At 72.9% G+C, this 24,809-nt stretch carries 23 protein-coding genes; 12 read left to right on the forward strand and 11 right to left on the reverse strand.

Annotated elements, in window-relative coordinates:
* Positions 1-67: 67 nt before the first annotated feature.
* From ACGFW6_RS41760 to ACGFW6_RS41785, 6 genes are all read right to left on the reverse strand, one after another.
* Positions 68-556, reverse strand: coding sequence for a DUF3180 domain-containing protein (locus ACGFW6_RS41760; RefSeq protein WP_393522026.1), 489 nt, complete (start codon positions 554-556; stop codon positions 68-70).
* A 57-nt stretch (positions 557-613) separates the two neighbouring features.
* Positions 614-1,225 carry a 2-amino-4-hydroxy-6-hydroxymethyldihydropteridine diphosphokinase gene (gene folK / locus ACGFW6_RS41765; protein ID WP_393522028.1) on the reverse strand — a complete coding sequence of 204 codons (612 nt, stop codon included), beginning with the start codon at positions 1,223-1,225 and terminating at the stop codon, positions 614-616.
* A complete protein-coding gene (gene folB, locus ACGFW6_RS41770; protein WP_107904545.1) occupies positions 1,222-1,581 on the reverse strand; it encodes a dihydroneopterin aldolase in 360 nt (119 codons plus the stop codon). Before folB ends, folK begins: the two co-directional genes overlap by 4 nt.
* 350 nt (positions 1,582-1,931) lie before the next feature.
* A complete protein-coding gene (locus ACGFW6_RS41775; protein WP_393522030.1) occupies positions 1,932-2,435 on the reverse strand; it encodes a nuclear transport factor 2 family protein in 504 nt (167 codons plus the stop codon).
* Entirely contained in the window at positions 2,432-3,328 is an 897-nt protein-coding gene (gene folP, locus ACGFW6_RS41780) for a dihydropteroate synthase (protein WP_393522032.1), read from the reverse strand. Before folP ends, ACGFW6_RS41775 begins: the two co-directional genes overlap by 4 nt.
* Before the next feature lie 129 nt (positions 3,329-3,457).
* Positions 3,458-5,344, reverse strand: coding sequence for a phosphatidylglycerol lysyltransferase domain-containing protein (locus ACGFW6_RS41785; RefSeq protein WP_393522034.1), 1,887 nt, complete (start codon positions 5,342-5,344; stop codon positions 3,458-3,460).
* 257 nt (positions 5,345-5,601) lie between these two features.
* Here ACGFW6_RS41785 and ACGFW6_RS41790 point away from each other — a divergent pair, with 257 nt between their 5' ends.
* Both ACGFW6_RS41790 and ACGFW6_RS41795 read left to right on the forward strand, forming a co-directional pair.
* A complete protein-coding gene (locus ACGFW6_RS41790; protein WP_393522036.1) occupies positions 5,602-6,720 on the forward strand; it encodes an alpha/beta hydrolase in 1,119 nt (372 codons plus the stop codon).
* Between the two features lie 186 nt (positions 6,721-6,906).
* Entirely contained in the window at positions 6,907-8,490 is a 1,584-nt protein-coding gene (locus ACGFW6_RS41795) for a hypothetical protein (protein ID WP_393522038.1), read from the forward strand.
* Between the two features lie 437 nt (positions 8,491-8,927).
* On the opposite strand, the gene ACGFW6_RS41800 is transcribed toward ACGFW6_RS41795, so the two are convergent.
* Complete coding sequence (locus ACGFW6_RS41800) at positions 8,928-10,262, reverse strand: PH domain-containing protein (RefSeq protein WP_393522040.1); 1,335 nt, start codon at positions 10,260-10,262, stop codon at positions 8,928-8,930.
* Entirely contained in the window at positions 10,259-10,780 is a 522-nt protein-coding gene (locus ACGFW6_RS41805) for a PH domain-containing protein (protein WP_393522042.1), read from the reverse strand. The genes ACGFW6_RS41800 and ACGFW6_RS41805 overlap by 4 nt, the downstream gene beginning before the upstream one ends.
* Before the next feature lie 31 nt (positions 10,781-10,811).
* Between ACGFW6_RS41805 and ACGFW6_RS41810 the strand changes: the two genes are divergently transcribed.
* Positions 10,812-11,963: an NADH-quinone oxidoreductase subunit D gene (locus ACGFW6_RS41810; protein WP_393522044.1), complete on the forward strand. Its 1,152-nt coding sequence runs from the start codon at positions 10,812-10,814 to the stop codon at positions 11,961-11,963.
* 80 nt (positions 11,964-12,043) lie between these two features.
* Here the strand turns inward: ACGFW6_RS41810 and ACGFW6_RS41815 are convergent, their stop codons facing one another.
* A complete protein-coding gene (locus tag ACGFW6_RS41815) occupies positions 12,044-13,057 on the reverse strand; it encodes an SAM-dependent methyltransferase (RefSeq protein WP_393522046.1) in 1,014 nt (337 codons plus the stop codon).
* Positions 13,058-13,175: 118 nt separating this feature from the next.
* Here ACGFW6_RS41815 and ACGFW6_RS41820 point away from each other — a divergent pair, with 118 nt between their 5' ends.
* From ACGFW6_RS41820 to ACGFW6_RS41830, 3 genes are all read left to right on the forward strand, one after another.
* Positions 13,176-14,390: a sensor histidine kinase gene (locus ACGFW6_RS41820; protein ID WP_393522048.1), complete on the forward strand. Its 1,215-nt coding sequence runs from the start codon at positions 13,176-13,178 to the stop codon at positions 14,388-14,390.
* 75 nt (positions 14,391-14,465) lie between these two features.
* Positions 14,466-15,137 (forward strand): response regulator, encoded by a 672-nt coding sequence (locus ACGFW6_RS41825; RefSeq protein WP_393522050.1) that lies wholly within the window; start codon positions 14,466-14,468, stop codon positions 15,135-15,137.
* A 51-nt stretch (positions 15,138-15,188) separates the two neighbouring features.
* Complete coding sequence (locus ACGFW6_RS41830) at positions 15,189-15,848, forward strand: AAA family ATPase (protein WP_393522052.1); 660 nt, start codon at positions 15,189-15,191, stop codon at positions 15,846-15,848.
* 52 nt (positions 15,849-15,900) lie between these two features.
* On the opposite strand, the gene ACGFW6_RS41835 is transcribed toward ACGFW6_RS41830, so the two are convergent.
* Positions 15,901-17,007 carry a DUF5937 family protein gene (locus ACGFW6_RS41835; RefSeq protein ID WP_393522054.1) on the reverse strand — a complete coding sequence of 369 codons (1,107 nt, stop codon included), beginning with the start codon at positions 17,005-17,007 and terminating at the stop codon, positions 15,901-15,903.
* Positions 17,008-17,177: 170 nt separating this feature from the next.
* Between ACGFW6_RS41835 and ACGFW6_RS41840 the strand changes: the two genes are divergently transcribed.
* A complete protein-coding gene (locus ACGFW6_RS41840) occupies positions 17,178-17,393 on the forward strand; it encodes a hypothetical protein (protein WP_393522056.1) in 216 nt (71 codons plus the stop codon).
* Here ACGFW6_RS41840 and ACGFW6_RS41845 read toward each other — a convergent pair.
* On the reverse strand, positions 17,383-18,660 hold the full coding sequence (locus ACGFW6_RS41845) for a threonine aldolase family protein (protein WP_393522058.1): 1,278 nt from the start codon (positions 18,658-18,660) through the stop codon (positions 17,383-17,385). The two genes, ACGFW6_RS41840 and ACGFW6_RS41845, sit on opposite strands and share 11 nt — an antisense overlap.
* A 259-nt stretch (positions 18,661-18,919) precedes the next feature.
* Here ACGFW6_RS41845 and ACGFW6_RS41850 point away from each other — a divergent pair, with 259 nt between their 5' ends.
* From ACGFW6_RS41850 to ACGFW6_RS41870, 5 genes are read left to right on the forward strand one after another with little or no spacing between them, the layout of a single operon-like run.
* Complete coding sequence (locus tag ACGFW6_RS41850; RefSeq protein WP_393522060.1) at positions 18,920-19,858, forward strand: Rossmann-like and DUF2520 domain-containing protein; 939 nt, start codon at positions 18,920-18,922, stop codon at positions 19,856-19,858.
* Positions 19,855-20,853, forward strand: a complete 999-nt coding sequence (gene panC, locus ACGFW6_RS41855) for a pantoate--beta-alanine ligase (RefSeq protein ID WP_393522062.1) — start codon at positions 19,855-19,857, stop codon at positions 20,851-20,853. Before ACGFW6_RS41850 ends, panC begins: the two co-directional genes overlap by 4 nt.
* Complete coding sequence (locus ACGFW6_RS41860) at positions 20,850-22,559, forward strand: L-aspartate oxidase (RefSeq protein WP_393522064.1); 1,710 nt, start codon at positions 20,850-20,852, stop codon at positions 22,557-22,559. The genes panC and ACGFW6_RS41860 overlap by 4 nt, the downstream gene beginning before the upstream one ends.
* Positions 22,560-22,564: 5 nt before the next feature.
* Positions 22,565-23,536, forward strand: coding sequence for a carboxylating nicotinate-nucleotide diphosphorylase (nadC, locus tag ACGFW6_RS41865; RefSeq protein WP_393522066.1), 972 nt, complete (start codon positions 22,565-22,567; stop codon positions 23,534-23,536).
* A gap of 8 nt (positions 23,537-23,544) precedes the next feature.
* On the forward strand, positions 23,545-24,342 hold the full coding sequence (locus tag ACGFW6_RS41870) for a type III pantothenate kinase (RefSeq protein WP_194042480.1): 798 nt from the start codon (positions 23,545-23,547) through the stop codon (positions 24,340-24,342).
* The last annotated feature ends 467 nt before the right edge of the window (positions 24,343-24,809 follow it).

A 24,809-nucleotide genomic window follows, 5' to 3' on the forward strand; every position in this document is an offset into this window, starting at 1 on the left:
CAGCTTGTTGACCCGGGTTTTCTCATGAACGGGCACCTCGCCCGCCAGTCCTGGTGAGCCGAGGGCGCTACGTCGTCGGCGTGGCGCCCGCGCCGTTGTGTTCGTCGTCCTCCGGGAGCTTGCAGACGCGTTCCAGGAAGACGGCTGCCGCTATGACGCCGAGGCTGGCGAGGACCGAGAAGCCGGCGTAGATGGCCTGGTCGCGGCGGGCGGGGACGTCGAGGTGTTCCAGGAGGAAGACGCCCGTGCCGCCGTACATGCCGGCGACAAGGGCGGCCACCAGGGCGCTGGCCTGACCGAAGACCACCGCGCGGGCTGCCATCAGGGGGTCGACGCCCTTGGCCTCGGGCCGGCGTTCGCGCTGGGCCTTGAGGCGGGCGCGGATGGAGATCGCCGTGGACAGGAGGACCACGGCGATCAGGGCGAGGACGATGGGGGCGGCCAGCGGGACACTGGGCAGGGTCCCGACGGCGTTCCACAGGCGGGCACCCGCCCAGGACAGGACTCCGGCGACAATGAACACGCCGGCCAGCAGCCTGATGCGCAGCTCTCTCACGGTGTTCCTTCAGCTCCCCCGGGTGCCCGCGGATTGTGGTCGTCTTGACCTTAACGACTATTCGGGCAGCTGGAGTTCCAGGTCCACGCGCGGCGCCACGCCGTCCAGGGCGAGAGTGCCGAGGAGGTCGGCGACCGCGCCGCGGCCGGGCAACTGGGCCTCGGGTTCCAGGTCGTGCCAGGGGGCGAGGACGAAGGCCCGTTCGTGGGCGCGCGGGTGGGGGAGCGTGAGGTGCGGGTCGTCGGAGACGACGTCGGCGTAGGCCACGATGTCGACGTCAAGGGTGCGGGCGCCCCAGCGTTCGTCGCGGACCCGGTGGAAGGCCTCCTCCACGGCGTGCGCCCGCTCCAGCAGGGAGGACGGGGGCAGCGTGGTCTTGAGGACGACGACAGCGTTGAAGTAGGAGGGCTGGCTGCCCGGCTCGACGCCCCAGGGTTCGGTCTCGTAGACGGGGGAGACGCCCTTGATGCGCACGCCGGGGGTGTCCTCGAGCGCGTCGATGGCGCCCTGGAGGGTCTCCAGGCGGTTGCCGAGGTTGGAGCCGAGGGAGATCACGGCCCGTTTGGGGTTGCTGAGGGTGGTGTCGGCGGCGTCGACCTGCTCGACGACGGAGGCGGGTACCGGCTGTACGGTCGGGTCGCTGGGGCCCTGGATGAAGGGTGCAGTCATACTCGGCTCCGGGTGATGGTGACGGTCACGTCGTCGAAGGGGACCGTGATCGGTGCGTCCGGTTTGTGGACGGTGACCTCGACCTCGTGGACCCCTTCGTGCTTCAGACAGGCCTGGGCGATGCGTTCTGCGAGCGTCTCGATGAGGTTGACCGGGTCGCCCTCGACGACGGCGACGACCTCCTCCGCCACGATGCCGTAGTGCACGGTCTTCGCCAGGTCGTCGTCCGCGGCGGCAGGCCGGGTGTCGAGCCCCAGGACGAGGTCCACGACGAAGATCTGGCCCTGTGCGCGTTCCTCGGGGAACACGCCGTGGTACCCGCGGGCCTTCAGGCCGCGCAGCGCGACACGATCCACGCGAATCACTCCTGCAATCGTCGGTGACGGCCGGTCGATGCCGTGTGCGGGCGGCACACCGGCCTCGAACGAATCTACCTGCGGGCACTGACAGGGCCGGGCCACGGGGGCGTGGGCCCGGTCCGGGGCCGCAGGATTCATCGTGTGTTTCCCCTGGGGAATCCGGTGGCTCACGGGTTGGTAGCCGCCCCTACCCGCACCCACGTGATTCCAACCACTTCTTGGTCCCGTGCGGGCCCCGCAGGCCTTCTTGCGGGTGGTCGTGCGGGTTTGGGCGCATTGCCGCGGTCGTCCCCGGGAATCCCGGGACCTTGGTGAGGCCCCGAGGGTCCTGTACGGCGCCTACCCACTCAGGCGGGGGTGTCGTCGCTCTCGTCGTCGTCGTTTTCGGCCAGAACGGGCGAGGCGTGGTGCGACCACATCTTCCAGCCCTCGGTGGTGCGCCGGAACACGTTCGTGGCGACCACGAGCTGGCCCACGAGCGGGCCGAGCTCCTCGCCGGCGTCGGGCGCGGGCCCGCCGCTGAGGATGTTCTCGGTGCAGGTCACCAGGGCGGTGTCGCCAGTGACGGAGACGTGCACGTCGGTGAGGAAGAACTGGATGTAGTCGGTGTTCGCCATGATCAGCGCGTACGACCGGAGGACCTCGCCGCGTCCGGTGAGCGCCGGCCAGCCGGGGTGCACGCAGGAGATCACGCCGGCGTCGGCCGGGTCGTGGTAGGTCTCGTCGACGCCGAGGTCGGTCGGGGTGAGCCACAGCTTCGACAACTGCTCGAAGTCACCGCGCTCCACGGCCTCGTAGAAGGCGGTGTTGGCTGCCTCCACCTGTTCGACGTCGGTGTGCGGGGCGCTCACCGGGCTCCTTCGGTGCCGCGCGCGGTCCCGGCGTCGCGCGCCTCTTCGATGGCGCGTGTGACGCGTACGGCGTCGGCCGTGGCGCGGACCTCGTGCACGCGTACGGCCCATGCGCCGGCCTGCGCCGCGAGCGCCGACACGGCGGCTGTCGCGGCGTCGCGCTCACGGGCGGGCGGCGGCGCGCCCTGCGGGCCGGCGAGGACCCGGCCGAGGAACCGCTTGCGGGAGGCGGCGACGAGCAGGGGGTGGCCGAGGGTGAGCAGCCGGTCGAGGTGGGCGAGGAGGACGAGGTCGTGCTCGGCGTCCTTGGAGAAGCCGAGGCCGGGGTCGACGACGATGCGGTCGGGGGCGATACCGCCCTCCAGGACGGCCTCCACGCGTGCGTGCAGCTCGTCGACGACCTCGGCGACGACGTCCTCGTACACGCCCTGGACGTTTCCGCCGTCGAGGAAGCCGCGCCAGTGCATGACGACGAAGGGGGCGCCGGCGTCGGCGACGACCGGGATCATCGCGGGGTCGGCGAGGCCGCCGCTGACGTCGTTGACGAGGGCGGCGCCGGCGGCGAGTGCCTGCTCGGCGACGGAGGCGCGCATGGTGTCGACGGAGATCGTGACGCCCTCGGCGGCGAGGCCGCGGACGACGGGGATGACGCGGCGCAGTTCCTCGGCCTCGTCGACCCGGGTGGCGCCGGGGCGGGTGGACTCGCCGCCCACGTCGACCAGGTCGGCGCCCTCCTCGACCAGGGCGAGGCCGTGCTTGACGGCGGACGTCGTGTCGAACCAGCGGCCGCCGTCGGAGAAGGAGTCAGGGGTCACGTTGACGACTCCCATGACCGCGCACCGGTCCCACTGGGGAAGGCCCGCGACGCGCCCGCGTCCGCTGTGCTTGCTCATACGTTCAGCGTATGCGCTCCGCCGGGTGGGCCGAGCGCGCCCCTGCAGGTGCCGGAACAGGTCGGTGGGCGGCTGCGGGCCCGTCGTGGCTGGTCGCGCAGTTCCCCGCGCCCCTTCGCGGCGCTGCCGCTAGGCCGCCTGGATGTCCCGCTCCGCCACCCGGTGGGCACACGGGCGCGGGGCGGACGTGCGGCGGCGCAGGAAGCGCGGCAGCGGCAGGGCCATGTTCACGAAGCCTTCGGCCTGCATGGCGGCGAAGCCGAGGCGGGGCAGGTCGGCCGAGGCGCGGTAGACCACGAAGCGGGGCTCCCAGCGGGGCTGGAACTTGGCGTTGAACTTGTACAGCGACTCGATCTGGAACCAGCGGGAGAGGAAGACCAGCAGGCCCCGCCAGGCGCGCAGCACCGGGCCCGCGCCGATCTTCTCGCCGCGCGCGAGCGCCGAGCGGAACATGGCGAAGTTGAGGGACACGCGCGCGATGTCGAACTTCGGGGCGGCCTGGAGGGCGGCCACGATCAGCAGTTCGTTCATGCCGGGGTCGGCCGCGCGGTCGCGGCGCATGAGGTCCAGGGAGACGCCGTCGGTGCCCCAGGGCACGAAGTGCAGGATCGCCTTGAGGTCGCCGTACGGGCCCGGCTCGTCGTCGTCCCACCCGTCTCCCACCGCCGCCCGACCTGAGGCGCTTCGCGCCGCCCCTTCGATTCTGTGGGCGGTGGCGATCAGGCAGTCGCCGTCGGACGGGTCGCCGACGCGGCCCAGGGCCATGGAGAAGCCGCGCTCGGTGTCGGTGCCGCGCCAGTCCTCGGCGGCCTGGCGGATCCGCTCCAGCTCGGTCTCGCCGATGTCACGGACGCGGCGTACCCGGGTCTCGTAACCGGCGCGCTCGATGCGCTTGACCATCTGGCGCACATTGCGCATCGCGCGGCCGGTGAGCGAGAAATCCGGGACGTCCACCACCGCCTCGTCGCCCAGTTCGAGGGCGTCGAGCCCGGTCTCGCGGGTCCACACCTCGGCGCCGGTCTCGGAGCAGCCCATCACGGCGGGGGTCCAGGAGTGGGCCTTGGCCTCGTCCATGAAGCGCTCGATGGCGCCGGGCCAGGCCTCCACGTCGCCGATGGGGTCGCCGCTGGCGAGCATCACGCCGGAGACGACGCGGTAGGTGACGGCGGCCTTGCCGCTGGGGGAGAAGACGACGGCCTTGTCGCGGCGCAGCGCGAAGTGGCCGAGGGAGTCGCGGCCGCCGTGCCTGACGAGCAGGGCGCGCAGCCGGGCCTCGTCGTCCTCGGTCAGGGCCGCGGCCGGGTGTTCGGGGCGGAAGGCCAGGTAGATGGTGGTGACGGCGGTGAGCAGGCCGAGAGCGCCGAGGGAGAAGGCGACCGTCCAGGAGGTGGTGCCCTGGTAGTCGACCGGGCCCTCGAAGCCGAACAGGCCGTACAGGACGTGGGTGATGCGGTCCGCGAGGCTCGGGTCGCCGATCAGGGTCTTCGGGTGGGCGCTGACGATGACCAGCCCGAGGGCGAGCGAACCGGCCCCCATGAGGACGAAGTTGGCGAGCGCGCGCCAGCGGCTGCGCGGGTCGGGCAGCGCCGCGAACTGGTCGCGGTGGCGCAGCAGGGGTGCGAGCAGCGCGAGGGAGATCAGGACGCCGATGACGGAGTGGCGGTAGGTGAACTGCGCCACCGCTCCGGCCGGCAGCAGGACGACGGCGGCGCGCCAGGCCCTGCGCTTGCAGCGCTTGAGGCCGTGCGCGAGCAGCAGCAACAGCACGCCGGCGCTGAGCGAGAGGGCGGCCGCGAACGGGCCCGTCGCGCCGGGGAGGACTTCGGCGATGGCGTGCATACGGCTGTGCCGGAAGCGCGGGAAGACGCCGGCGGCCACGTCCAGCAGGCCCACCAGGGCGCAGGCCCTGCCGAGGAGGACGGGAACAACCTCTGGGCGCGGGCCGCGCAGCACGTTCCGCGCACGGCTCGACAGATGCCCCACCTGGGGAGATCGTTGAGGAACCTTGCCCGACATTTCCACATCTGTCCTGACAGACATCGCATCCCATTAGTTCTGCGAGAGACCTTGGATCCGGTGCCGATTCGGGCATCCGGCGACATTGCGCCCTCTAGGACGGTGTCTTGAGGGGAGAGGTTCACTCGGCTCCCCAAAACCGTTTCAAAGGCCAAGGAAAGTCCGGGGCAAGCCCTTGCGAAGGTGCGGGGGAGAGGACGCGCGGTGCAGGTGTCCGCGCGTGGTCCCGGGCGGAAAGCGCGGACAGGTAACCATCGATGGGTCTCACGAGCGACAAGGTGCCGGCGCTGGCGGTGCTCGCGGCCGTAGGGCTGTTCGTCGGCACGGTGTGGCGGTGGCCACGGCTGGCACGGCGGGGCCCGCGAGCCGTCGCCGGGCGCGTCGGGCTGCTGCTCGCCACGCAGTTGGCGCTCTTCGCGTCGGCCGGGCTCCTCGCCAACCAGGCCTTCGGGTTCTACGCGAGCTGGGCCGACCTGTTCGGGCAGGAGAAGGACCAGGGCGTCGTCGTGGACCACGTGCCGGCGGGCGGGCCGCTGCGGGTCACCGGGACGCAGCGGGTGCCGGGGGCGGCGAGCGCCGGTCCGCAACGGGGCGGTCAGATCCAGAAGGTCGACATCGTCGGGCGCACCAGCCGTATCGCGACGCCCGCGTACGTCTATCTGCCGCCCGAGTATTTTCAGCCGGAGTACCGCACGCGTACGTTCCCCGCGGCCGTCGTCCTCACCGGCTATCCGGGAACGGCGAAAGCGCTGGTGGACAAGCTCGACTACCCGCGCACGGCCGCCCGGCTGGTCGCGCGGGGCCGTATGGAGCCGATGATCCTGGTGATGATGCGGCCGACCGTGGCGCCGCCGCGGGACACCGAGTGCGTGGACATTCCCGGCGGCCCGCAGACCGAGACGTTCTTCGCGGCGGATCTGCCCGAGGCCATGAGCGGCCACTACAGGGTGGGCGGGAATCCGGGCAGTTGGGGCGTCATCGGCGACTCCACCGGCGGATACTGCGCGCTGAAGCTCGCCCTGCACCATCCGCGGGTGTACGCCGCCGGGGCGGGGCTTTCCGCCTACTACAAGGCGCCGATCGACGCCACGACCGGCGATCTCTTCCAGGGCGACGAGGAACTGCGCAATCGCGCGAACCTGTGGTGGTACCTCAAGCACATGCCCGCCCCGGACACTTCACTGCTCGTCAGCAGCAGCAAAGTTGGAGAATCCAACTACAAGGACACGTTGAAGTTCATTGACCGTGTGAAGGCGACCGGGCTGACCCGGATCTCATCGATCGTCCTCGAAAGCGGAGGGCACAACTTCAACACCTGGCGGCGGGAGATTCCGGGGACCTTGGAGTGGATGAGCGGGCGGCTGGGTGGCAGGTGAGGTGGCCGATCCGGCTTTTTGATCTTGGTTCGTGGCCAATTAGGTGACGGAACTGAATCCTGATGCCAAGTGAACGACTCGGGATGGCTGTCTTTTTACGGGGCGGGGCACCAAGATTCGCCTACGCGCGGTAAGTTTCTGGCCATGCCACGTGGACGTCACCGCCATTCACCGCCCTTGCACAGGATGCTGCCCCCGTCGGCGATCGCGGGCGTGTCCGTCGTCTGTGCGCTCGCCCCCTGGGTGTTCACCGAACCCATGGCGCTGCGCGGCCTGGCCGCGGTCGCCGCGGCGACGGCGGTCGTGGGTGCGGTCGTCATGCGCCGCTGGGACACACAGGCCGGCAAGCAGGTCGCCGACCTCACGCGCGCGCGTGCCAGCGACGAGTGGCGGCACGAGGAGCGGGTCGCCGAACTGGAGACCGACCTCGAGGAGTCGCGCGAGCTGCGCGTGAAGCTGGAGCAGCGGCTGCGGGGCAAGCGGGCGGAGCTCGCCGGGCTGCGCAACGAGCACGCCTCGCTGCTGCGGCGGTACGCCACGGCGGAGACCGAGCGGGCGAGCGTCCTGGAGGAGCGCCGGGTTCTGGAGATAGAGGCCACCACGCCCGCGCGTGCGCTGCCGCCGGTGCCGGGTGACCGGGCGGCCGAGGCTGCCGATGACGACACCGTGACCGAGTCCGCGGAGACCGCCGAGTCCGCCGAGGAGGCGGGGGCTGTGGCTGCCCCGGCCGATGCGGACGACGCGGAGTTCGCGGTGGACGACGAGGCGGCGGAAGACGCCGAGGTCACCGAGGAGGCCGAGGTCTCCGAGGAGGCGCCCGCGGACGCGAGGGTCTTCTCGCCGGAGGGTTCGCGGCTGTTCCTGCGCGCCAAGGCCGCGTTGGCGCGGTTCGACGAGGACGGGGAGCCGGCGAAGGGCGAGGCGGCGGCCGAGGACGAGAACGAGGACGAGAACGAGGGCGCGAGCGACGGCGGGGGCGCGCGCGAGGCGTCCGACGAGAGCTCGCCCGAGGAGACGTCCGCCGAGTCGGCCGACTCCGTCGAGTCGGAGGTGACCGCCGCGTCGGTCGCGTCCCCCGAGGACGCGTCGCAGTCGCCCGTCGGCGGCGAGGCGGCCGAGGACGAGCAGGTCAGCGACCGCTCGGCCCTGGACCAGGCGGTCGAGGACGCTGCTGCCAAGCGCCTGTCCTCCAAGCGGAAGCCCTCCAGCGAGGGACCGAAGAACGACCCCCCGAAGGGCGACGGCCCGTCCGGCGGCAGGCCGCTGAAGGACGCCTCCGGCGACGCCGAGGTGGAAGGGGCCGGCGGGTCCGAGACGGAGCCGGCGCTGGAGGACGACCCGCAGGGGAAGCCCGGGGCGGTCGACGGGCATGAGCACGCGGCCGCCGTCACGCCGGCTGGTGCGGTCGCCGCGACCCGGCCGGCCCTGCCGGCGACTCTTCCCGCGGCTCGGCGTCCGGCGGGGCACTTCATCGAGCCCACCGCGGTCGCCGTCGCACCGGCCGCGCCCGTGCGACGTCCCTCGGTCGAGGGCGGGTTCGACTTCTTCGGCACGAAGCAGGATGCGGAGTCCGCGCTCGAGACCGTCCAGAACGAGGACCTCGCCGACGTCGTCGGCCAGGAGGCCCTCGCCCTGCACAAGGCCGAGTCCGAGGCCGAGTTCAAGCCCGCCGGCGAGGAGTCCCGGGGCATCGGCCAGGTCATCGACCTGACGGCGCACGACGAGACGGAGCAGATCGACGTACAGGGGCTGCGGAGCGCGGTTTCCTGACGCGGGGAGCGGGCCTTCCGAGGCTCGCCCCGGCGAAGCCCTCTCCGGGCCCCACGTTTTACGGCCGTCCCGAGTCCGCCGGGGCGGCCGACGGCGTTCAGGGCCGGTGGCCTGTGGCCTGTGGCCTGTGGCCTGTGGCCTGTGGCCTGTGGCCGGTGGCCGGTGGCGTTCGGGGTGGGCGGCGTTCGGAGTGGTCGGCCCGGCGCCCGCTTCCGTCGCGTTCGCGCCCGACCGCGCCCTCTCCGGCCGATCAGTCCTTCGACGGTCCCGACCGCACTCGCTCCGGCCGATTTCCGTGCCCCGCCCGGGCCGCGCCCGCGCCCCATCCGCTCTCCGCCCGGGCCACGCCCACGCCCCATCCGCTCTCGGCCCGCCCCCCACCCGCGCCCTCTCCGGCCGATCGCCTCCGGCCGTCCCGGCCCACCCTCTTCGGTCGGTCACGCCATCCAGCGGTCCGGACGGGCGTCCCGGCGGCCCGTGCGGGATCGCTCCGCCTGGCTCCGCAGCAGCTCCGCCGCCTCCTCCGCGTCCCTCAGACGGGCGGTGACGGTCTTGTTGGCCCCCGTGTCCACATGGACGTCGGCGACGCCCCACAGGCGCTCCCAGGGCCCCTGGGCCAGCCGGACGCTCTGGACCTTGGCGTGCGGCACCAGCGCGAGGCTGCGGCGGAGCAGGCCCGTGTGGGTGGCGAACACCGCGTCCGTGACGGCGAGTCCGTAGCCCCGCCACCACAGCGGGACGCACCTGGCCGCGCGGCGCGGCGGCCGCGACAGCGAGGCGCGGCTCGGGACCGTCACTCCGGGCAGCACGCGCGCGACGACCGACTCGGCGACCTCGCGCGGCGCCACCGGGAGCAGGAGCGAGTTGGCGGAGCCGGCGACGTCCAGTTCCACGCGCACCCAGCCGCGTCGTCGCCACAGCAGCGGCTCGACGATCCGTACCGTCTGCACGCGGCCCGGCGGCACCGTCTCGTGGGCGCGGTCGAGGAGGCCGTGGTCGATGCGCAGACCGTCCTGCGACTCGCCCACCGTCCAGTCGTACTCGGTGACGAACCGCCCGACGCTGCTCGCCCCCGCCGCGCCGAACAGGGGAATCGCGGTCGCCAGGACCGTCCACGCGCTCTCGGTGACCAGCCACAGGATCGTCGGTACGACCAGTGCGGCGGCCAGCGTCGCCCACGTCGCGCCGGTGAGGAGGAGCGAGACGGCCAGGACGGCCGGCGGGACCCGCAGGAGTTGCTGGGACGGCGCCTCACCGACCTCGTGCGCCGTCTCGGGGGCGAAACCGGCGGCGCGCGCCAGGAGTTCCGCGCGCAGGACGCGCGCCTCCTCCGCGCCCAGGAAGGCGAGTTCGTCCTTCTTGTCGGCGCCTATGACGTCCAGCTTCAGCTTCGCCACGCCCGCCACGCGCGCGAGCAGCGGCTGGGTGACGTCGATCGCCTGGATGCGTTCCAGCCGGATGTGCGCGGTGCGCCGGAACAGCAGTCCGGTGCGGATGCGCAGTTCCGCGTCGGTCACCGCGAAGTGCGTGAACCACCAGGTGAGGAAGCCGTACAGGGCGGCCGCGGGGAGCAGTACCGCGAGCGCGATCAGCAGGGTGGTCGTGGTCAGTCTGGTGAGCTGGCGCTGCGCCTGGTCCGGGTCGTGCACCGCCCAGCCGATCAGCACGGCCACGGGCGCCCACGCGCGCCTGAGCGGCGTCACGGGGTGCAGCCGACGCTCGGAGACCGGCCGACGGCCGCGTACGGCGTCGTCGACGCCGGGCGTCGTCACAGGCCCGCCGATCGGGCCTCGCCCAGCTCGGTGAGCCGGTCGCGCAGCCGTTCCGCCTCCGCCGGATCGAGGCCGGGGATGGTGGCGTCGGTCGCGGCGGCCGCCGTGTGCAGCTGCACGCTGGCCAGCCCGAAGTGCCGCTCCACGGGACCCGAGGTGACCTCGACCAGCTGCATCCGGCCGTACGGCACGACCGTCTCCTCGCGCCACAGCACGCCCCGGCTGATCAGCAGGTCGTCGGCGCGCTCGGCGTAGCGCCACGAACGCCAGTTGCGGCCCAGCATCACCCAGCCCCACACCATCAGCGCGGGCGGCAGCACCGCGAAGGCCGCCCAGGGCGGCCCGGCGAGCAGGCCGAGCAGCAGCGCCAGGCCGATCGTCAGCAGTCCCAGCCACACCACCAGCAGCAGGCGGCGCATCCGCAGCAGACCGGGCGGCAGCCCGGTCCACTCCGGCTCGTTCCCCGCCCGCTCGTCGTCCCCCGCCGTCCCCGTGTTCTGTGGGCTCCCCGTCTCCATGAGGTCAGCGTACGTAGGAGAGACTGTGTCCATGACTCCTACGACGGAGACCATGGTCGGTATCGGCGGCGCCGCGGAGAGCACCGACATGGTGCTCAACATCGGGCCCCAGCACCCGTCCACGCACGGAGTGCTGCGCCTGAAGCTCGTGCTGGACGGCGAGCGCATCATCAGCGCGGAGCCGGTGATCGGGTACATGCACCGCGGCGCCGAGAAGCTCTTCGAGGCCCGTGACTACCGCCAGATCATCATGCTCGCCAACCGCCACGACTGGCTGTCGGCCTTCTCCAACGAGCTGGGCGTCGTCCTCGCCGTCGAGCGCATGCTCGGCATGGAGGTGCCCGAGCGGGCGGTGTGGACGCGGACGCTGCTCGCGGAGCTCAACCGGGTGCTCAACCACCTGATGTTCCTGGGGTCGTACCCGCTGGAGCTGGGCGGGATCACGCCGATCTTCTACGCCTTCACGGAGCGCGAGGAACTCCAGCACGTCATGGAGGAGGTCTCCGGCGGCCGGATGCACTACATGTTCAACCGGGTCGGCGGCCTCAAGGAGGACCTGCCGGCCGGGTGGACCACGCGTGCGCGTACCGCCGTCGCCGACGTGCGCTCCCGCATGGACCGGTTCGACGACCTGGTCCTCGGCAACGAGATCTTCCGGGGGCGCACGCGGGGCGTGGGCGCTCTCACGCCGGAGATCGTGCACGCGTACGGCGTGAGCGGGCCGATCGCGCGCGCCGCCGGTGTGGACTTCGACCTGCGCCGCGACGAGCCCTACCTCGCCTACGGCGAGCTGGGGGACGTCCTGCGGGTGGTGACCCGGGAGGAGGGCGACTGCCTCGCGCGCTTCGAGTGCCTGCTGGAGCAGACGCACAACGCCCTCGACCTCGCCGACGCCTGCCTCGACCGTCTCGTGGACCTGCCGCCGGGGCCCATCAACCAGCGGCTGCCCAAGGTGCTGAAGGCGCCCGAGGGCCACACGTACGCGTGGACCGAGAACCCGCTCGGCATCAACGGCTACTACCTCGTCAGCAAGGGCGAGAAGACCCCGTACCGGCTGAAGCTGCGCTCCGCCTCGTACAACAACATCCAGGCGCTGGTGGAGCTGCTGCCGGGGACGCTCGTCGCGGACATGGTGGCGATCCTCGGGTCGATGTTCTTCGTGGTGGGGGACATCGACAAGTAGGCGGGTCCGTCCGTCCGTCGGGCAGCCGACGGTCGTGAGCCCGTCGAGAGGCGCGTGACGGTCGGGGGTGACGTCGGTCGTCAGTCCGCCGGGGTGCCCTGCCCCTGCGCCAGTACGTTCGGAATCCCAACCGGCTGCACGAGCCAGCCGAATTCGCCCAGGCCGCCCCTCGCCGTCAGCTCGGCCGCCTCGCCCGCGCTCGCCAGGGCGCGTACGTACTGCGCCGGGCGGGTGGAGGCCAGCTCCAGCGGCGGGCGCGCGCCGGTGACGCCCAGGGCGTGCAGGGCGGCGCGCTGGGTCATGAGGCCCGCTCCGGGCAGCGCGCACGCGTCCAGCGCCACATGGGCCGTGATGTCGCACGAACCGTCCGGGACGGGTGCCGTCTCGCGCCCCTCACGGAAGCCGGTGAGGGTGCCGAACGGCGGCCGGGCCGACGCCGTGTGCGCGTAGTCCACGGCGACCGCCAGGCCCCGGTCCAGGGCCGCGACCGCGGCGGCCCAGGCCCCGTCCCTGGGCAGGCCGATCTCGGCCCGCGCCCCCTCCACGTCCCCCAGCGGCCACCACCGCTCCAGCCACTCCGCCGCGGCCCCGGTGACCGGATCCCCGAGGCGCTCGGTGCCGTCCCGGCGTACGAGGACCTGGCGCGGTACGCCCGCGGAGTCGACCTCGGCGATCTCCACGGGGACGTTGTCCAGCCACTCGTTGGCGAACAGCAGCCCGCTGATCCGGGACGGGGGCTCCGGCAGCCACTCGATGCGGTGATCCAGGGCCCGCGGGCGGTCGGCGATCTCGACGGCGCACGCACGCGTGCGTGCCGCCACCTCGGCGGGCAGCGCGGCCAGGACGCCGGTGATCAGTTCGCCGCGGCCGGCGGCCATGTCGACCATGTCGAGGCGCGCGGGCCTGCCGAGGGCCTCGTCGACGCGGCACAGCAGCCGGGCCACGGCGGCGGCGAAGAGCGGCGAGGTGTGGACGGACGTACGGAAGTGCCCGGCCGGGCCCTCGGGGCGGCGGTAGAAGCCGTCCGGCCCGTAGAGAGCGGCTTCCGCTGCCGTGCGCCACCCGTGCCACTCGTCCGTCGCCTCTGCTGTCACCGGCCCAGGCTAAGCGCACAGAAGAACGCAGCCTCCACCTTGGGGAGTACGCGCGCGGGATGCGGATCGGCCCTCCGGTTGACCCCTGCACACATCTGCCTTCCCTACGCTGGGTTACGTGCAGCGCCTCTACGACTTCATCCGCAGACACCCGACGTGGGTCGACAGCTTCTGGGCCGTCTTCCTGCTCGGGATCTCTGTGGTCACCGTGTCCGTCCGCGACGAGGGCGGGCAGAACCCTCCGGGCACGGACTCAGAGGCGGCCATCATCGTGATGGTCCTCCTGCTGTGCCTGGTGATCGCGCTGCGCCGCCGGATGCCGGAGAAGATGCTCCTGCTGGCCATCGGGGTGGGGCTGGCACAGCTCGCCCTCGACGTGGCGACGACGCCCGCCAACTTCGCGTTCCTGGTGATCACCTACACCGTGGCCGCGACCGGCGCCCGCTGGGCCTCCCGCCTCGCCCTGGGCGTCGGGCTGTGCGCCGCGCCGCTCGCGCAGGTCCGCTGGCCCGAGGAGGACTCCAGCGTCCTGGGCAACATCGCGCTGATGATCTTCATGGCCGTGCCGTTCGCGCTCGCCTGGGTCCTCGGCGACTCGATCCGCACCCGCCGCGCCTACTACGAGCAGCTGGAGGAGCGCGCGACCCGGCTCGAAAAGGAGCGCGAGGCGCAGTCCAAGGTCGCGGTCGCCGCCGAACGCGCCCGGATCGCACGCGAGCTGCACGACGTCGTCGCGCACAACGTCTCCGTGATGGTCGTGCAGGCCGACGGTGCCGCCTACGTCCTCGACTCCGCCCCGGACCAGGCCAAGAAAGCCCTGGAGACCATCTCCTCCACCGGCCGGCAGGCCCTCGCCGAGATGCGCCGCCTGCTCGGCGTGCTGCGCACCGGCGAGCACCAGGAGAGCGGCGAGTACGTCCCGCAGCCCGACGTCGAGCAGATCGACGACCTCATCCAGCAGTGCCGCACCTCCGGCCTGCCGGTCGACTTCAAGGTCGAGGGCACCCCGCGCCCGCTGCCCAGCGGCGTCGAGCTCACGGCGTACCGCATCGTGCAGGAGGCGCTCACCAACACCCGCAAGCACGGCGGGCCGAACGCGGGCGCCAGCGTGCGCCTGGTCTACTTCGACGACGGCCTCGGTCTGCTCGTCGAGGACGACGGCAAGGGCGCCCCGCACGAGTTGTACGAGGACGGCGGCGCCGACGGCAGCGGGCACGGCCTGATCGGCATGCGCGAGCGGGTCGGCATGGTCGGCGGAACCCTGGACGCGGGACCGCGCCCCGGCGGAGGATTCCGCATCAGTGCGCTGCTGCCGCTCAAACCCGCACACTGACCTCTCAGCCATGCCCCTGATTGACACCTGTAACGGCCCTGTAGACGGATACGGAAGACACGGAAGAGGACCCCGATGGCGATCCGCGTGATGCTCGTCGACGACCAGGTGCTGCTGCGCACCGGGTTCCGGATGGTGCTAGCCGCCCAGCCGGACATGGAGGTCGTCGCGGAGGCGGGCGACGGCGTCGAGGCCCTCCAGGTGCTGCGCTCGACGGCCGTCGACGTCGTGCTGATGGACGTGCGCATGCCGAAGCTGGACGGCGTGGAGACCACCCGCCGCATCTGCGCCGAGGCCGAGCCGCCCAAGGTGCTGATCCTGACCACCTTCGACCTCGACGAGTACGCGTTCTCCGGGCTCAAGGCGGGCGCCTCCGGCTTCATGCTCAAGGACGTGCCGCCCGGGGAGCTCCTCGCCGCCATCCGCTCGGTGCACAGCGGCGACGCGGTGGTCGCCCCGTCCACCACCCGGCGCCTGCTGGACCGGTTCGCGCCGATGCTGCCGTCCGCCGGCAAGGAGCCCCAGTACAAGGAGCTGGAGCGGCTCACCGACCGTGAGCGCGAGGTCATGGTGCTGGTCGCGCAGGGGCTGTCCAACGGCGAGATCGCCGCCCGGCTGGTGCTGTCCGAGGCGACCGTGAAGACCCACGTCGGCCGCATCCTGACCAAGCTGGGACTGCGCGACCGGGTACAGGTCGTCGTCCTCGCCTACGAGACCGGGCTGGTCCGCGCCGGCGGGCACGGCTGACGGGCGCGGGGGCGTGACCCCGGCGTGACCGGTGCCCACTAGGGTCTGCGCATGCTCCTGTGGATCAACGGCCCCTTCGGGGGCGGCAAGACACAGACCGCACACGAGATCCAGCGCCGTCTGCCCGGCAGCGTCATCTGCGACCCGGAGCACGCCGGGTTCGGTCTGCGCCGCACGCTCCCGCCCGAACTGCGGGGTGCCCGCGGCCGGAGGCCGCTGATCGACAACTTCCAGGACCTGACGTCCTGGCGGCAGGGCGTGGTCGAGGTGCTCGACCTCGCGCTCACCCGGCACGACGGCGTGGTCATCGCCCCCATGACGGTCACGAACTCCGACTACTTCGCCGAGACCGTCGGCCGGCTGGGGGAACTCGGCCACGACGTACGGCACTTCAGCCTCCTCGCCCAGCGGGAGACCGTCCTGAAGCGGCTGCGCGAGCGCGGCTTCGGACACCTCCTTCAGTACGTCGCCGGGAAGAACGCCGGGCTGCGCCGGGAGAGCTGGGCCGTGCGGCAGCTCGACCACTGCCTGGAGCGGTTGCGCGAGCCGGAGTTCGCCGAGCATCTGTGGACGGACCACGCGACCGTGCCCAGGACGGCCGACCGCATCGCCGTGCTGGCCGGACTGCGGCTGCGGCCCAACAACGAGGGCGCGCTGCGCACACGGCTGCGGCAGGCCGGCGTGGGAGTCAGGCACATCCGGTTCGACTGAGCCCCGAGGTGGGCCGCCGCCGGACGACGCCCTTGAGCTCCGGCGCGGACCGCTACCGGAGGATGCCCTCCAGGAAGTCGCTGCCCAGCCGGGCCACCATCGTCACGTCCAGCTGGTGCAGGACGTACCGCCCGCGGCGGCGCGTGGTGATCAGGCCCGCCTTCTTCAGGACGCCCAGGTGCCGGGATATCTCCGGTGCCGTCATGCCGTGCACCTGTGCCAGCTCGCCCGTGGTGTACGCGCTGCGGGCGAGGTGGCGGCAGATACGCATCCGCACGGGGTGGGACAGGGCGGTCATCCGCAGCGCCAGCTGCTCGACCGAGGGCGGCGCGGCCAGCTCGGGGGAGCCGACCGGGTAGTGCAGCACCGGCTGCCAGTCGTGGCGGTGCAGGACCATCAGGTGCGGCCAGCCCAGGCTCGTCGGGACGAGGAGGAGGCCGCCGTCGCCCACGGCCGTGTGGCCCTCGCCCAGCTTGTCGACGGTGATCCGCGCGGCCGGCTCGTCCAGGGTCACCGCCGGGGACACGTGGGCCAGCGCCTCCGTGAGGCCCTTGCGCCGCAGCAGGTCCGTCTTGTGCCGGGCGTCGTTCGCCAGCTGGTGCCGCAGCCGGGACCAGGCCTCCGCGAAGAACGCCTCGTCGCAGTCCTGGAGGAACTGTCGCAGCCAGGCCCTGATCCGCGGCGGATCGACGAGCAGCCGTTCACTGAACCGCAGCTGCCGCGGCCCGCGCGCGGCGGCGAGATCCAGCGCCCGGTGCCGCACCTCGGGATCGGACAGCGCGTCGGGCCCGCTGGTGCTGTACGGCAGGGCGCAGGTGAACTCCAGAGCCGCTTCCACGAACTGCTCGTCGGTGAGCTTGTCCAGCTGGTCCAGCTCCTCCGCCAGCGTCGCGCCCGGGAGGGTGCTGCGGCCCGGGATGCCGGCGAAGGGCATGAACAGGTCGGAGAAGGTCGTCCGCCACAGGAAGTCGGCCTCGCACATCCGGTCGGCCAGATGGGAGTCCAGCCGGGCCGTCACGCCCGTCACCCAGCCCTGGAGGCCCGGGTGGTGCCCCGGCTCCGACAGCGCGTGCAGCGCCATGCCGAGCTCGGCCAGGGGGGAGGGCACCACGGCGAGCCTTTCCGGCCGCAGCCCCGCGATGTCGATGGTCACGCTCATGTCCTTCATGGTGCACCCCGCCACCGACAACGCCGCCGTCGATTGACGGCGGCCGTCAATCCACGCGACGCGGCGGCGGCACCCGGCGCAGCCTGGGATCACCGGGGCAGCCGCGGAACCCGATCACCCACCCACGTCATGCCTCCCACGTCCCGAGAGGGCGATCAGCCATGAGCATCACGCAGCAGTACCTCCTCGACACCTACCGTGCCCGGCAGCTCGGCGAGGCGGCCCCGCCGGAGCCCGGCACCCACGACTGGCAGGTCGTGCGCGAGATCCGCGAGGACCGGCAGTTCAGGGCGGTCGTCGCCGGGCGCCCGGCCCACGGGCGGATCCGGCACGCCCTCGGGCGGTGGCTGCACGGGCGGCCGCGCTCTACCTGGTGACCTCCTCGGTCAGCAGGGCCACGAACCGGGCGACGGCCTCCCGTACGTCGTCGGCCGTCCATTCCAGTCCCGCGGCGCGCACGTAGACCTCCGTGAAGGCCAGCCCGGGGCCCTTGGCCTCCCAGCCGTTGGCGAACAGGACGGTCCTCGTCACCTCCGCGTGCCGGATCGCGGCCTCGGCGATGACGTCGGCGTCGTACGGCAGCCAGACCTGGAACTCGTTCGTGTGCGGCGGCTCGGGGTGGATCCGCGTCCACGGCACCCCGGCCGCCGCGAACCCCTCGCGCAGCGCGGCGGCCACCACGCGCGCGTGGGCGACGTACTCGGGCAGCCGGGGCAGCTCCCGCTCCAGGCCGGCCAGGGCCGACAGCGCGGTCGGGAACTGCTGGAAGACCGAGCCGCCATAGCGGTGCCGCCATGCCTTCGCCTCGTCCACCAGCGTCTTCGGACCGGCGACGGCGGCGCCGCCGAAGCCGTCGAGGGACTTGTAGAACGACACGTAGACGCTGTCCGCGAGGTCCGCGATCTCCTCCAGCGGACGGCCGAAGTGGACCGTGGACTCCCACAGGCGCGCGCCGTCGAAGTGCACCACCGCTTCGCGCTCCCGCGCCGCTTCCACGACCTCCGTGAGCTCCTGCCACGTGGGCAGCACGAAGCCGGCGTCCCGGAGCGGCAGTTCGAGCATCAGGGCGCCGAAGGGCTCGTCGAAGTCCCGTATCTCGGCGGCGGTCGGCAGTCGCGGCTCACTCGTCACACGGACCGGGCGCAAGCCGCTGACCTGGCTGAACGCATTCCGCTCATGCATCTCGGGGTGGGCGAGCGCGTGCAGCGCGACGGTCGGGTTCCCGGTACGGCCCGCCCAGCAGCGCAGGGCCACCTGCTGGGCCATGGTGCCCGTCGGGAAGAACGCCGCGGCCTCCTTGCCGAGCAGCCCGGCGGTCTTCTCCTCCAGGGCCTCGACGATGCCGTCGCCGTAGAGGTCCGACGGCGCGTCCAGGTCGTGCAGATCCAGCGCACGCGCCTCGTCCAGGAGCGCCAGGCGCTCGCGGAGGGTGCCCAGGAAGCCGGGGCGCGCGAGCACGCGCCGCCGCTTGCGCCGCTCGTCGTCCGACACCGGCTCGTCCGACAATTGCTCGCCGGGCGATCGCCCGCCCAGCGGCCGCTCGCCCGGCGACGGCTGTGCGGGCGTCGCCCCACCCTGATCCGCTGCCCCCCGTCCGCCCCGCTCCACCCGCTGTCCGCCGTCCCGCTCCGCCGTATCGCTCATGCCCCGGATCATCGCGTGCCCCCGCCCGCCCCGGCACTCGCATTTCCGCCGCCACCCGCCGCCCCCCCCGCAACCGTCAGCAGACCCCGCCACCCGCACGCCCCTTTCACGCGCCGGCCCCCCCCGGTGCGCCCGCGCGCGCAGGCGTGGCGAAACCCACAGCCTGTGGACAACCGAACGCCTCTCGAACCAATCGCGTTAACATGACGAGAAATCGTCCGGTACCCCGAGCGGACTGGAACGGGAAGGCCGCCGTCGCGTGAGTACAAGCCAACAGCCAGATCCCAGGGACCGCCCCGCGCGGCTCTCCGTCGGTGTCGTCGGCGCCGGTCGGGTGGGCCCCGCGCTCGCCGCGTCCCTCCAGCTCGCCGGACACCGCCCGGTGGCCGTCTCCGGGGTCTCCGACTCCTCCCGGCGACGTGCCGAGCGGATGCTCCCCGACGTGCCGATGGTGCCGCCCGCCGAAGTGCTCGCGCGCGCGGAGCTGGTGCTGCTGACCGTCCCGGACGACGTCCTGCCCGGCCTGGTCGAGGGCCTCGCCGAGACCGGGGCCGTCAAGCCCGGCCAACTGCTCGTGCACACCTCCGGGCGGTACGGCGCCAAGGTCCTGGACCCCGCCCTGCGCGCGGGCGCCCTGCCCCTCGCCCTGCACCCGGCGATGACCTTCACCGGCACGCCCGTGGACGTCCAGCGCCTCGCCGGCTGCTCGTTCGGCGTCACCGCGCCCGAGGAACTGCGGCTGGCCGCGGAGGCCCTCGTCATCGAGATGGGCGGCGAGCCCGAGTGGATCGCCGAGGAGATGCGTCCGCTCTACCACGCGGCACTCGCGCTGGGCGCCAACCACCTGGTCACGCTCGTCGCCCAGTCCATGGAGCTGCTGCGCGAGGCGGGCGTCGCCGCCCCCGACCGCATGCTCGGCCCGCTCCTCGGCGCCGCCCTCGACAACGCCCTGCGCTCCGGCGACGCGGCCCTGACCGGCCCCGTCGCGCGTGGGGACGCCGGCACCGTCGCCGCGCACGTCACCGAGCTGCGCCGGCACGCCCCGCAGACCGTCGCCGGCTATCTCGCCATGGCACGCGCGACCGCCGACCGCGCCCTCGCGCACGGCCTGCTCAAGCCGGAACTCGCCGAGGACCTCCTGGGGGTACTCGCCAACGGGACCAACGGGACCAACGGCGCCGAGGGAGAGGCCCGATGACCACAATCCTGCGCACCGCCGGCGAACTGCACGCACGCCCGCGTGCCGGCCGCCGCGCCGTGGTGATGACCATGGGCGCCCTGCACGAGGGCCACGCCACCCTGATCCGCACCGCGCGCGCCCTCGCCGGACCGGACGGCGAGGTCGTCGTCACCGTCTTCGTGAACCCCCTGCAGTTCGGCCGCGGCGAGGACCTCGACCGCTACCCGCGCACCCTGGACGCCGACGTCAAGATCGCCGAACAGGCGGGCGCGGACGTCGTGTTCGCCCCTTCCGTCGACGAGGTCTACCCGGGCGGTGAACCGCAGGTCCGCATCAGCGCCGGCCCCATGGGCGAGCGTCTGGAGGGCGCCTCGCGTCCCGGCCACTTCGACGGCATGCTCACCGTCGTCGCCAAGCTGCTGCACCTCACCCGGCCCGACGTCGCCCTGTTCGGCCAGAAGGACGCCCAGCAGCTCGCCCTGATCCGCCGCATGGCCCGCGACCTGAACTTCGGCGTCGAGATCGTGGGCGTCCCCACCGTGCGCGAGGAGGACGGCCTCGCCCTCTCCAGCCGCAACCGCTACCTCTCGCCCAAGGAACGCCGCACGGCCCTCGCGCTGTCCCAGGCCCTGTTCGCGGGCAGCGACCGGCACGCCGCGCAGGAGGCGCTGCGCGCCCGCGCGCGTGAAGTGCCCGCCACGCGCGCGCGTGCCGAGGCGCTCAGCGCCATAGGCGAGTCCCGCGCCGCCGCGGACGCGCACGCCGTCGCCAAGGCCGTCCCCGGCGCCGCGGCCGCCGTCCGCGCCGCCGCCCGCATGGTCCTGGACGAGGCCGCCCGCCTCGACCCGCCGCTCGAACTGGACTACCTCGCCCTCGTCGACCCGTCCGACTTCACGGAGATCACCGATCACGAGGACGAGTACACCGGCGAGGCCGTCCTCGCCGTCGCCGCCCGGGTCGGGACGACCCGGCTGATCGACAACATCCCCCTGACCTTCGGAGCCGCCTCGTGACCAGCACAGGCATACGACTGCACGCGCCCGCGCCCGGGTGGTCCATCGCCGCGGACGTCGTGGTCGTCGGCTCGGGCGTCGCCGGCCTCACCGCGGCCCTGCGCTGCGAGGCCGCCGGACTCAGGACGGTCGTCGTCACCAAGGCCCGCCTCGACGACGGCTCCACGCGCTGGGCGCAGGGCGGCATCGCCGCCGCCCTCGGCGAGGGCGACACCCCCGAACAGCACCTGGACGACACCCTGGTCGCGGGCGCCGGCCTGTGCGACGAGGAGGCCGTCCGCATCCTCGTCACCGAGGGCCCCGACGCCGTACGCCGGCTGATCGAGACCGGCGCCCACTTCGACGAGTCCTCCGAAGGGGAACTCGCGCTCACCCGCGAGGGCGGCCACCACCGCCGCCGTATCGCCCACGCGGGCGGCGACGCGACCGGCGCGGAGATCTCCCGCGCCCTGGTCGAGGCGGTACGCGCGCGTGGCCTGCGCACGATCGAGAACGCGCTCGTCCTGGACCTGCTGGCGGACGCCGACGGCCGTACGGCCGGCGTCACCCTGCACGTCATGGGCGAGGGCCAGCACGACGGCGTGGGCGCCGTGCACGCCCCCGCGGTGGTCCTCGCGACCGGCGGCATGGGCCAGGTCTTCTCGGCGACGACGAACCCGTCCGTGTCGACGGGCGACGGCGTGGCCCTCGCCCTGCGGGCGGGCGCCGAGGTCAGCGACCTCGAATTCGTCCAGTTCCACCCGACGGTCCTGTTCCTCGGCCCGGACGCGGAGGGCCAGCAGCCCCTGGTCTCCGAGGCCGTACGCGGCGAGGGCGCCCACCTGGTCGACGCCGACGGCGTCCGCTTCATGCTGGGACAGCACGAACTCGCCGAACTGGCCCCCCGGGACATCGTCGCCAAGGGCATCATGCGGCGCATGCAGGAGCAGGACGCGGAACACATGTTCCTCGACGCCCGCCACTTCGGCGCCGACATGTGGGAGCACCGCTTCCCGACGATCCTCGCCGCCTGCCGCGCGAACGGCATCGACCCGGTCACCACCCCCATCCCCATCGCCCCGGCCGCCCACTACGCCTCCGGCGGCGTGCGCACCGACTCCCAGGGCCGTACGACCGTCCCCGGCCTGTACGCGTGCGGGGAGGTCGCCTGCACGGGCGTGCACGGCGCCAACCGCCTGGCCTCCAACTCACTCCTCGAAGGGCTGGTCTACGCCGAGCGCATCGTGGAGGACATCGCGGCGTCCCGCGCGGCCAACGGCCTGCACGCACGCGTGCCGGACCCGGTGCCGTACCCCGAGACCCCGGAGCACCCCCTGCTCGCGCCCGAGGCCCGCTTCACGATCCAGCGGATCATGACGGACGGCGCCGGCGTCCTGCGCTCGGGCAACTCCCTCACCAGGGCCGCCGACCAGCTCCAGCGGCTGCACGCGGAGGCCCGCGACGCCCTCGCCGAGAACGGCAAGACGTCCGAGCCCGGCGTCGACACCTGGGAGGCCACGAACCTCCTGTGCGTGGCGCGGGTGCTGGTCGCCGCGGCCCACCGGCGCGAGGAGACCCGGGGCTGCCACTGGCGCGAGGACGAGCCCGACCGCGACGACACGACCTGGCGCCGCCACATCGTCGTACGCCTGAACCCCGACCGCACACTGGCCGTGCACACCACCGACACCGCAGACTTCCCCCCGACCCGTCCCCAGGAGCAGTGACAGCAGTGACCACCCCCGACCTTCCCCTCGCCTCGAACGGCGGCTGCGGCGACGACTGCGCGTGCGGTGCCGGCGAGGAGTACCTGGAGTGCGGCCTCGACCCCGCACTCGCCGAGCTCCTCGCCGAGGCGGGCCTGGACCCCGTCGAGGTCGAGGACATCGCGAACGTCGCGATCCAGGAGGACCTCGCGCACGGCGTGGACGTGACGACGGTCGCCACGATCCCCGAGGAAGCAGTGGCCACGGCCGACTTCGTGGCCCGCGAGGCGGGCGTGGTGGCCGGCCTCCGGGTCGCCGAGGCGATCGTCTCGATCGTCTGCGAGGACGAGTTCGAGGTCGAGCGCCACGTCGAGGACGGCGAGCGGGTGGAGGCGGGCGCCAAGCTCCTGTCCATCACCACCCGCACCCGTGACCTCCTGACCGCCGAACGCAGCGCGCTGAACATCCTGTGCCGCCTGTCCGGCATCGCGACGGCCACGCGCGCGTGGGCGGACGTACTGGACGGCACCGGGGCGAAGGTCCGCGACACCCGCAAGACGACACCGGGCCTGCGCGCCCTGGAGAAGTACGCGGTGCGCTGCGGAGGCGGCGTCAACCACCGCATGTCCCTCTCCGACGCGGCCTTGGTGAAGGACAACCACGTGGTGGCCGCCGGCGGGGTCGCCCAGGCATTCAAGGCCGTCCGGGAGGCCTTCCCCGACCTCGCCATCGAGGTCGAGGTGGACACCCTGCACCAGCTCCGCGAGGTCGTCGACGCGGGCGCGGACCTGATCCTGCTGGACAACTTCACGCCGGGCGAGTGCGAGGAGGCGGTGGCGATCGTGGCCGGCCGAGCAGCCCTCGAGGCCTCGGGCCGTCTGACCCTCGACAACGCCCGCGCGTACGCGACCACCGGCGTCGACTACCTCGCCGTCGGAGCCCTCACCCACTCCTCGCCGATCCTGGACATCGGCCTGGACCTGCGAGCGGCGGAGTAGGAACCGGCATGCTGCTCACCATCGACGTAGGCAACACGCACACCGTCCTCGGGCTCTTCGACGGCGAGGACATCGTCGAGCACTGGCGCATCTCCACGGACGCCCGCCGCACGGCCGACGAACTCGCGGTCCTGCTCCAGGGCCTGATGGGCATGCACCCGCTGCTCGGCGACGAACTGGGCGACGGCATCGACGGCATCGCCATCTGCGCGACGGTCCCGTCCGTCCTCCACGAACTGCGCGAGGTGACCCGCCGCTACTACGGCGACGTCCCCGCCGTCCTCGTCGAACCGGGCGTGAAGACGGGCGTACCGATCCTCACGGACAACCCCAAGGAGGTCGGCGCCGACCGCATCATCAACGCGGTCGCGGCGGTCGACCTCTACGGCGGCCCGGCCATCGTCGTCGACTTCGGTACGGCGACGACGTTCGACGCGGTGAGCGCGCGCGGCGAGTACATCGGCGGCGTCATCGCCCCCGGCATCGAGATCTCCGTCGAGGCCCTCGGCGTACGCGGCGCCCAGCTCCGCAAGATCGAGGTGGCCCGCCCGCGCAGCGTCATCGGCAAGAACACCGTCGAGGCCATGCAGTCCGGCATCATCTACGGCTTCGCGGGCCAGGTCGACGGCGTCGTCAACCGCATGGCCCGCGAACTGGCGGACGACCCCGACGACGTCACGGTCATCGCCACGGGCGGGTTGGCCCCCATGGTCCTCGGCGAATCCTCGGTGATCGACGAACACGAGCCCTGGCTGACCCTGATCGGCCTCCGCCTGGTCTACGAACGCAACGTCTCCCGCATGTGACTCCGTCGGCCACCCGACAGTGACATCCCCGCAAGCCCCCGGGACCCGTTCCCGGGGGCCCGCGCCCCCGCACCGGCCCTGAACGGGCCTCGTCCTCAAACGCCGGACGGGCTGAAAATGGGCGACAAGACTCAGCCCAACCGCCCGCACCCGCCCACGACGGCAGGGGACGCACCCGCACCCGCCCACGACGGCAGGGGGGCCGCACCTCCACCCGGCCGGCACCCGCCCACGGCGGCAAGGGGCCGTGCCGGGGGGTGTCCGCCCACGGCGGCAGGGGATGCGCCCGCACCCGCCCACGACGGCAGAGGACGCACCCGCACACGCCCACAGCGGCAAGGGACGCACCCGCACCCGCCCACGGCGGCAAGGGGCCGTGCCGGGGGGTGTCCGCCCGCAGCGGCCGGCGTCAAGGAACAGCACCTCTTGATGCCGGGCATCCGCCGGACCGAGGACGGACACCCCCC

Origin of the sequence: Streptomyces sp. Y7, assembly GCF_043195415.1 — a bacterium.
Classification (GTDB): Bacteria; Actinomycetota; Actinomycetes; order Streptomycetales; family Streptomycetaceae; genus Streptomyces.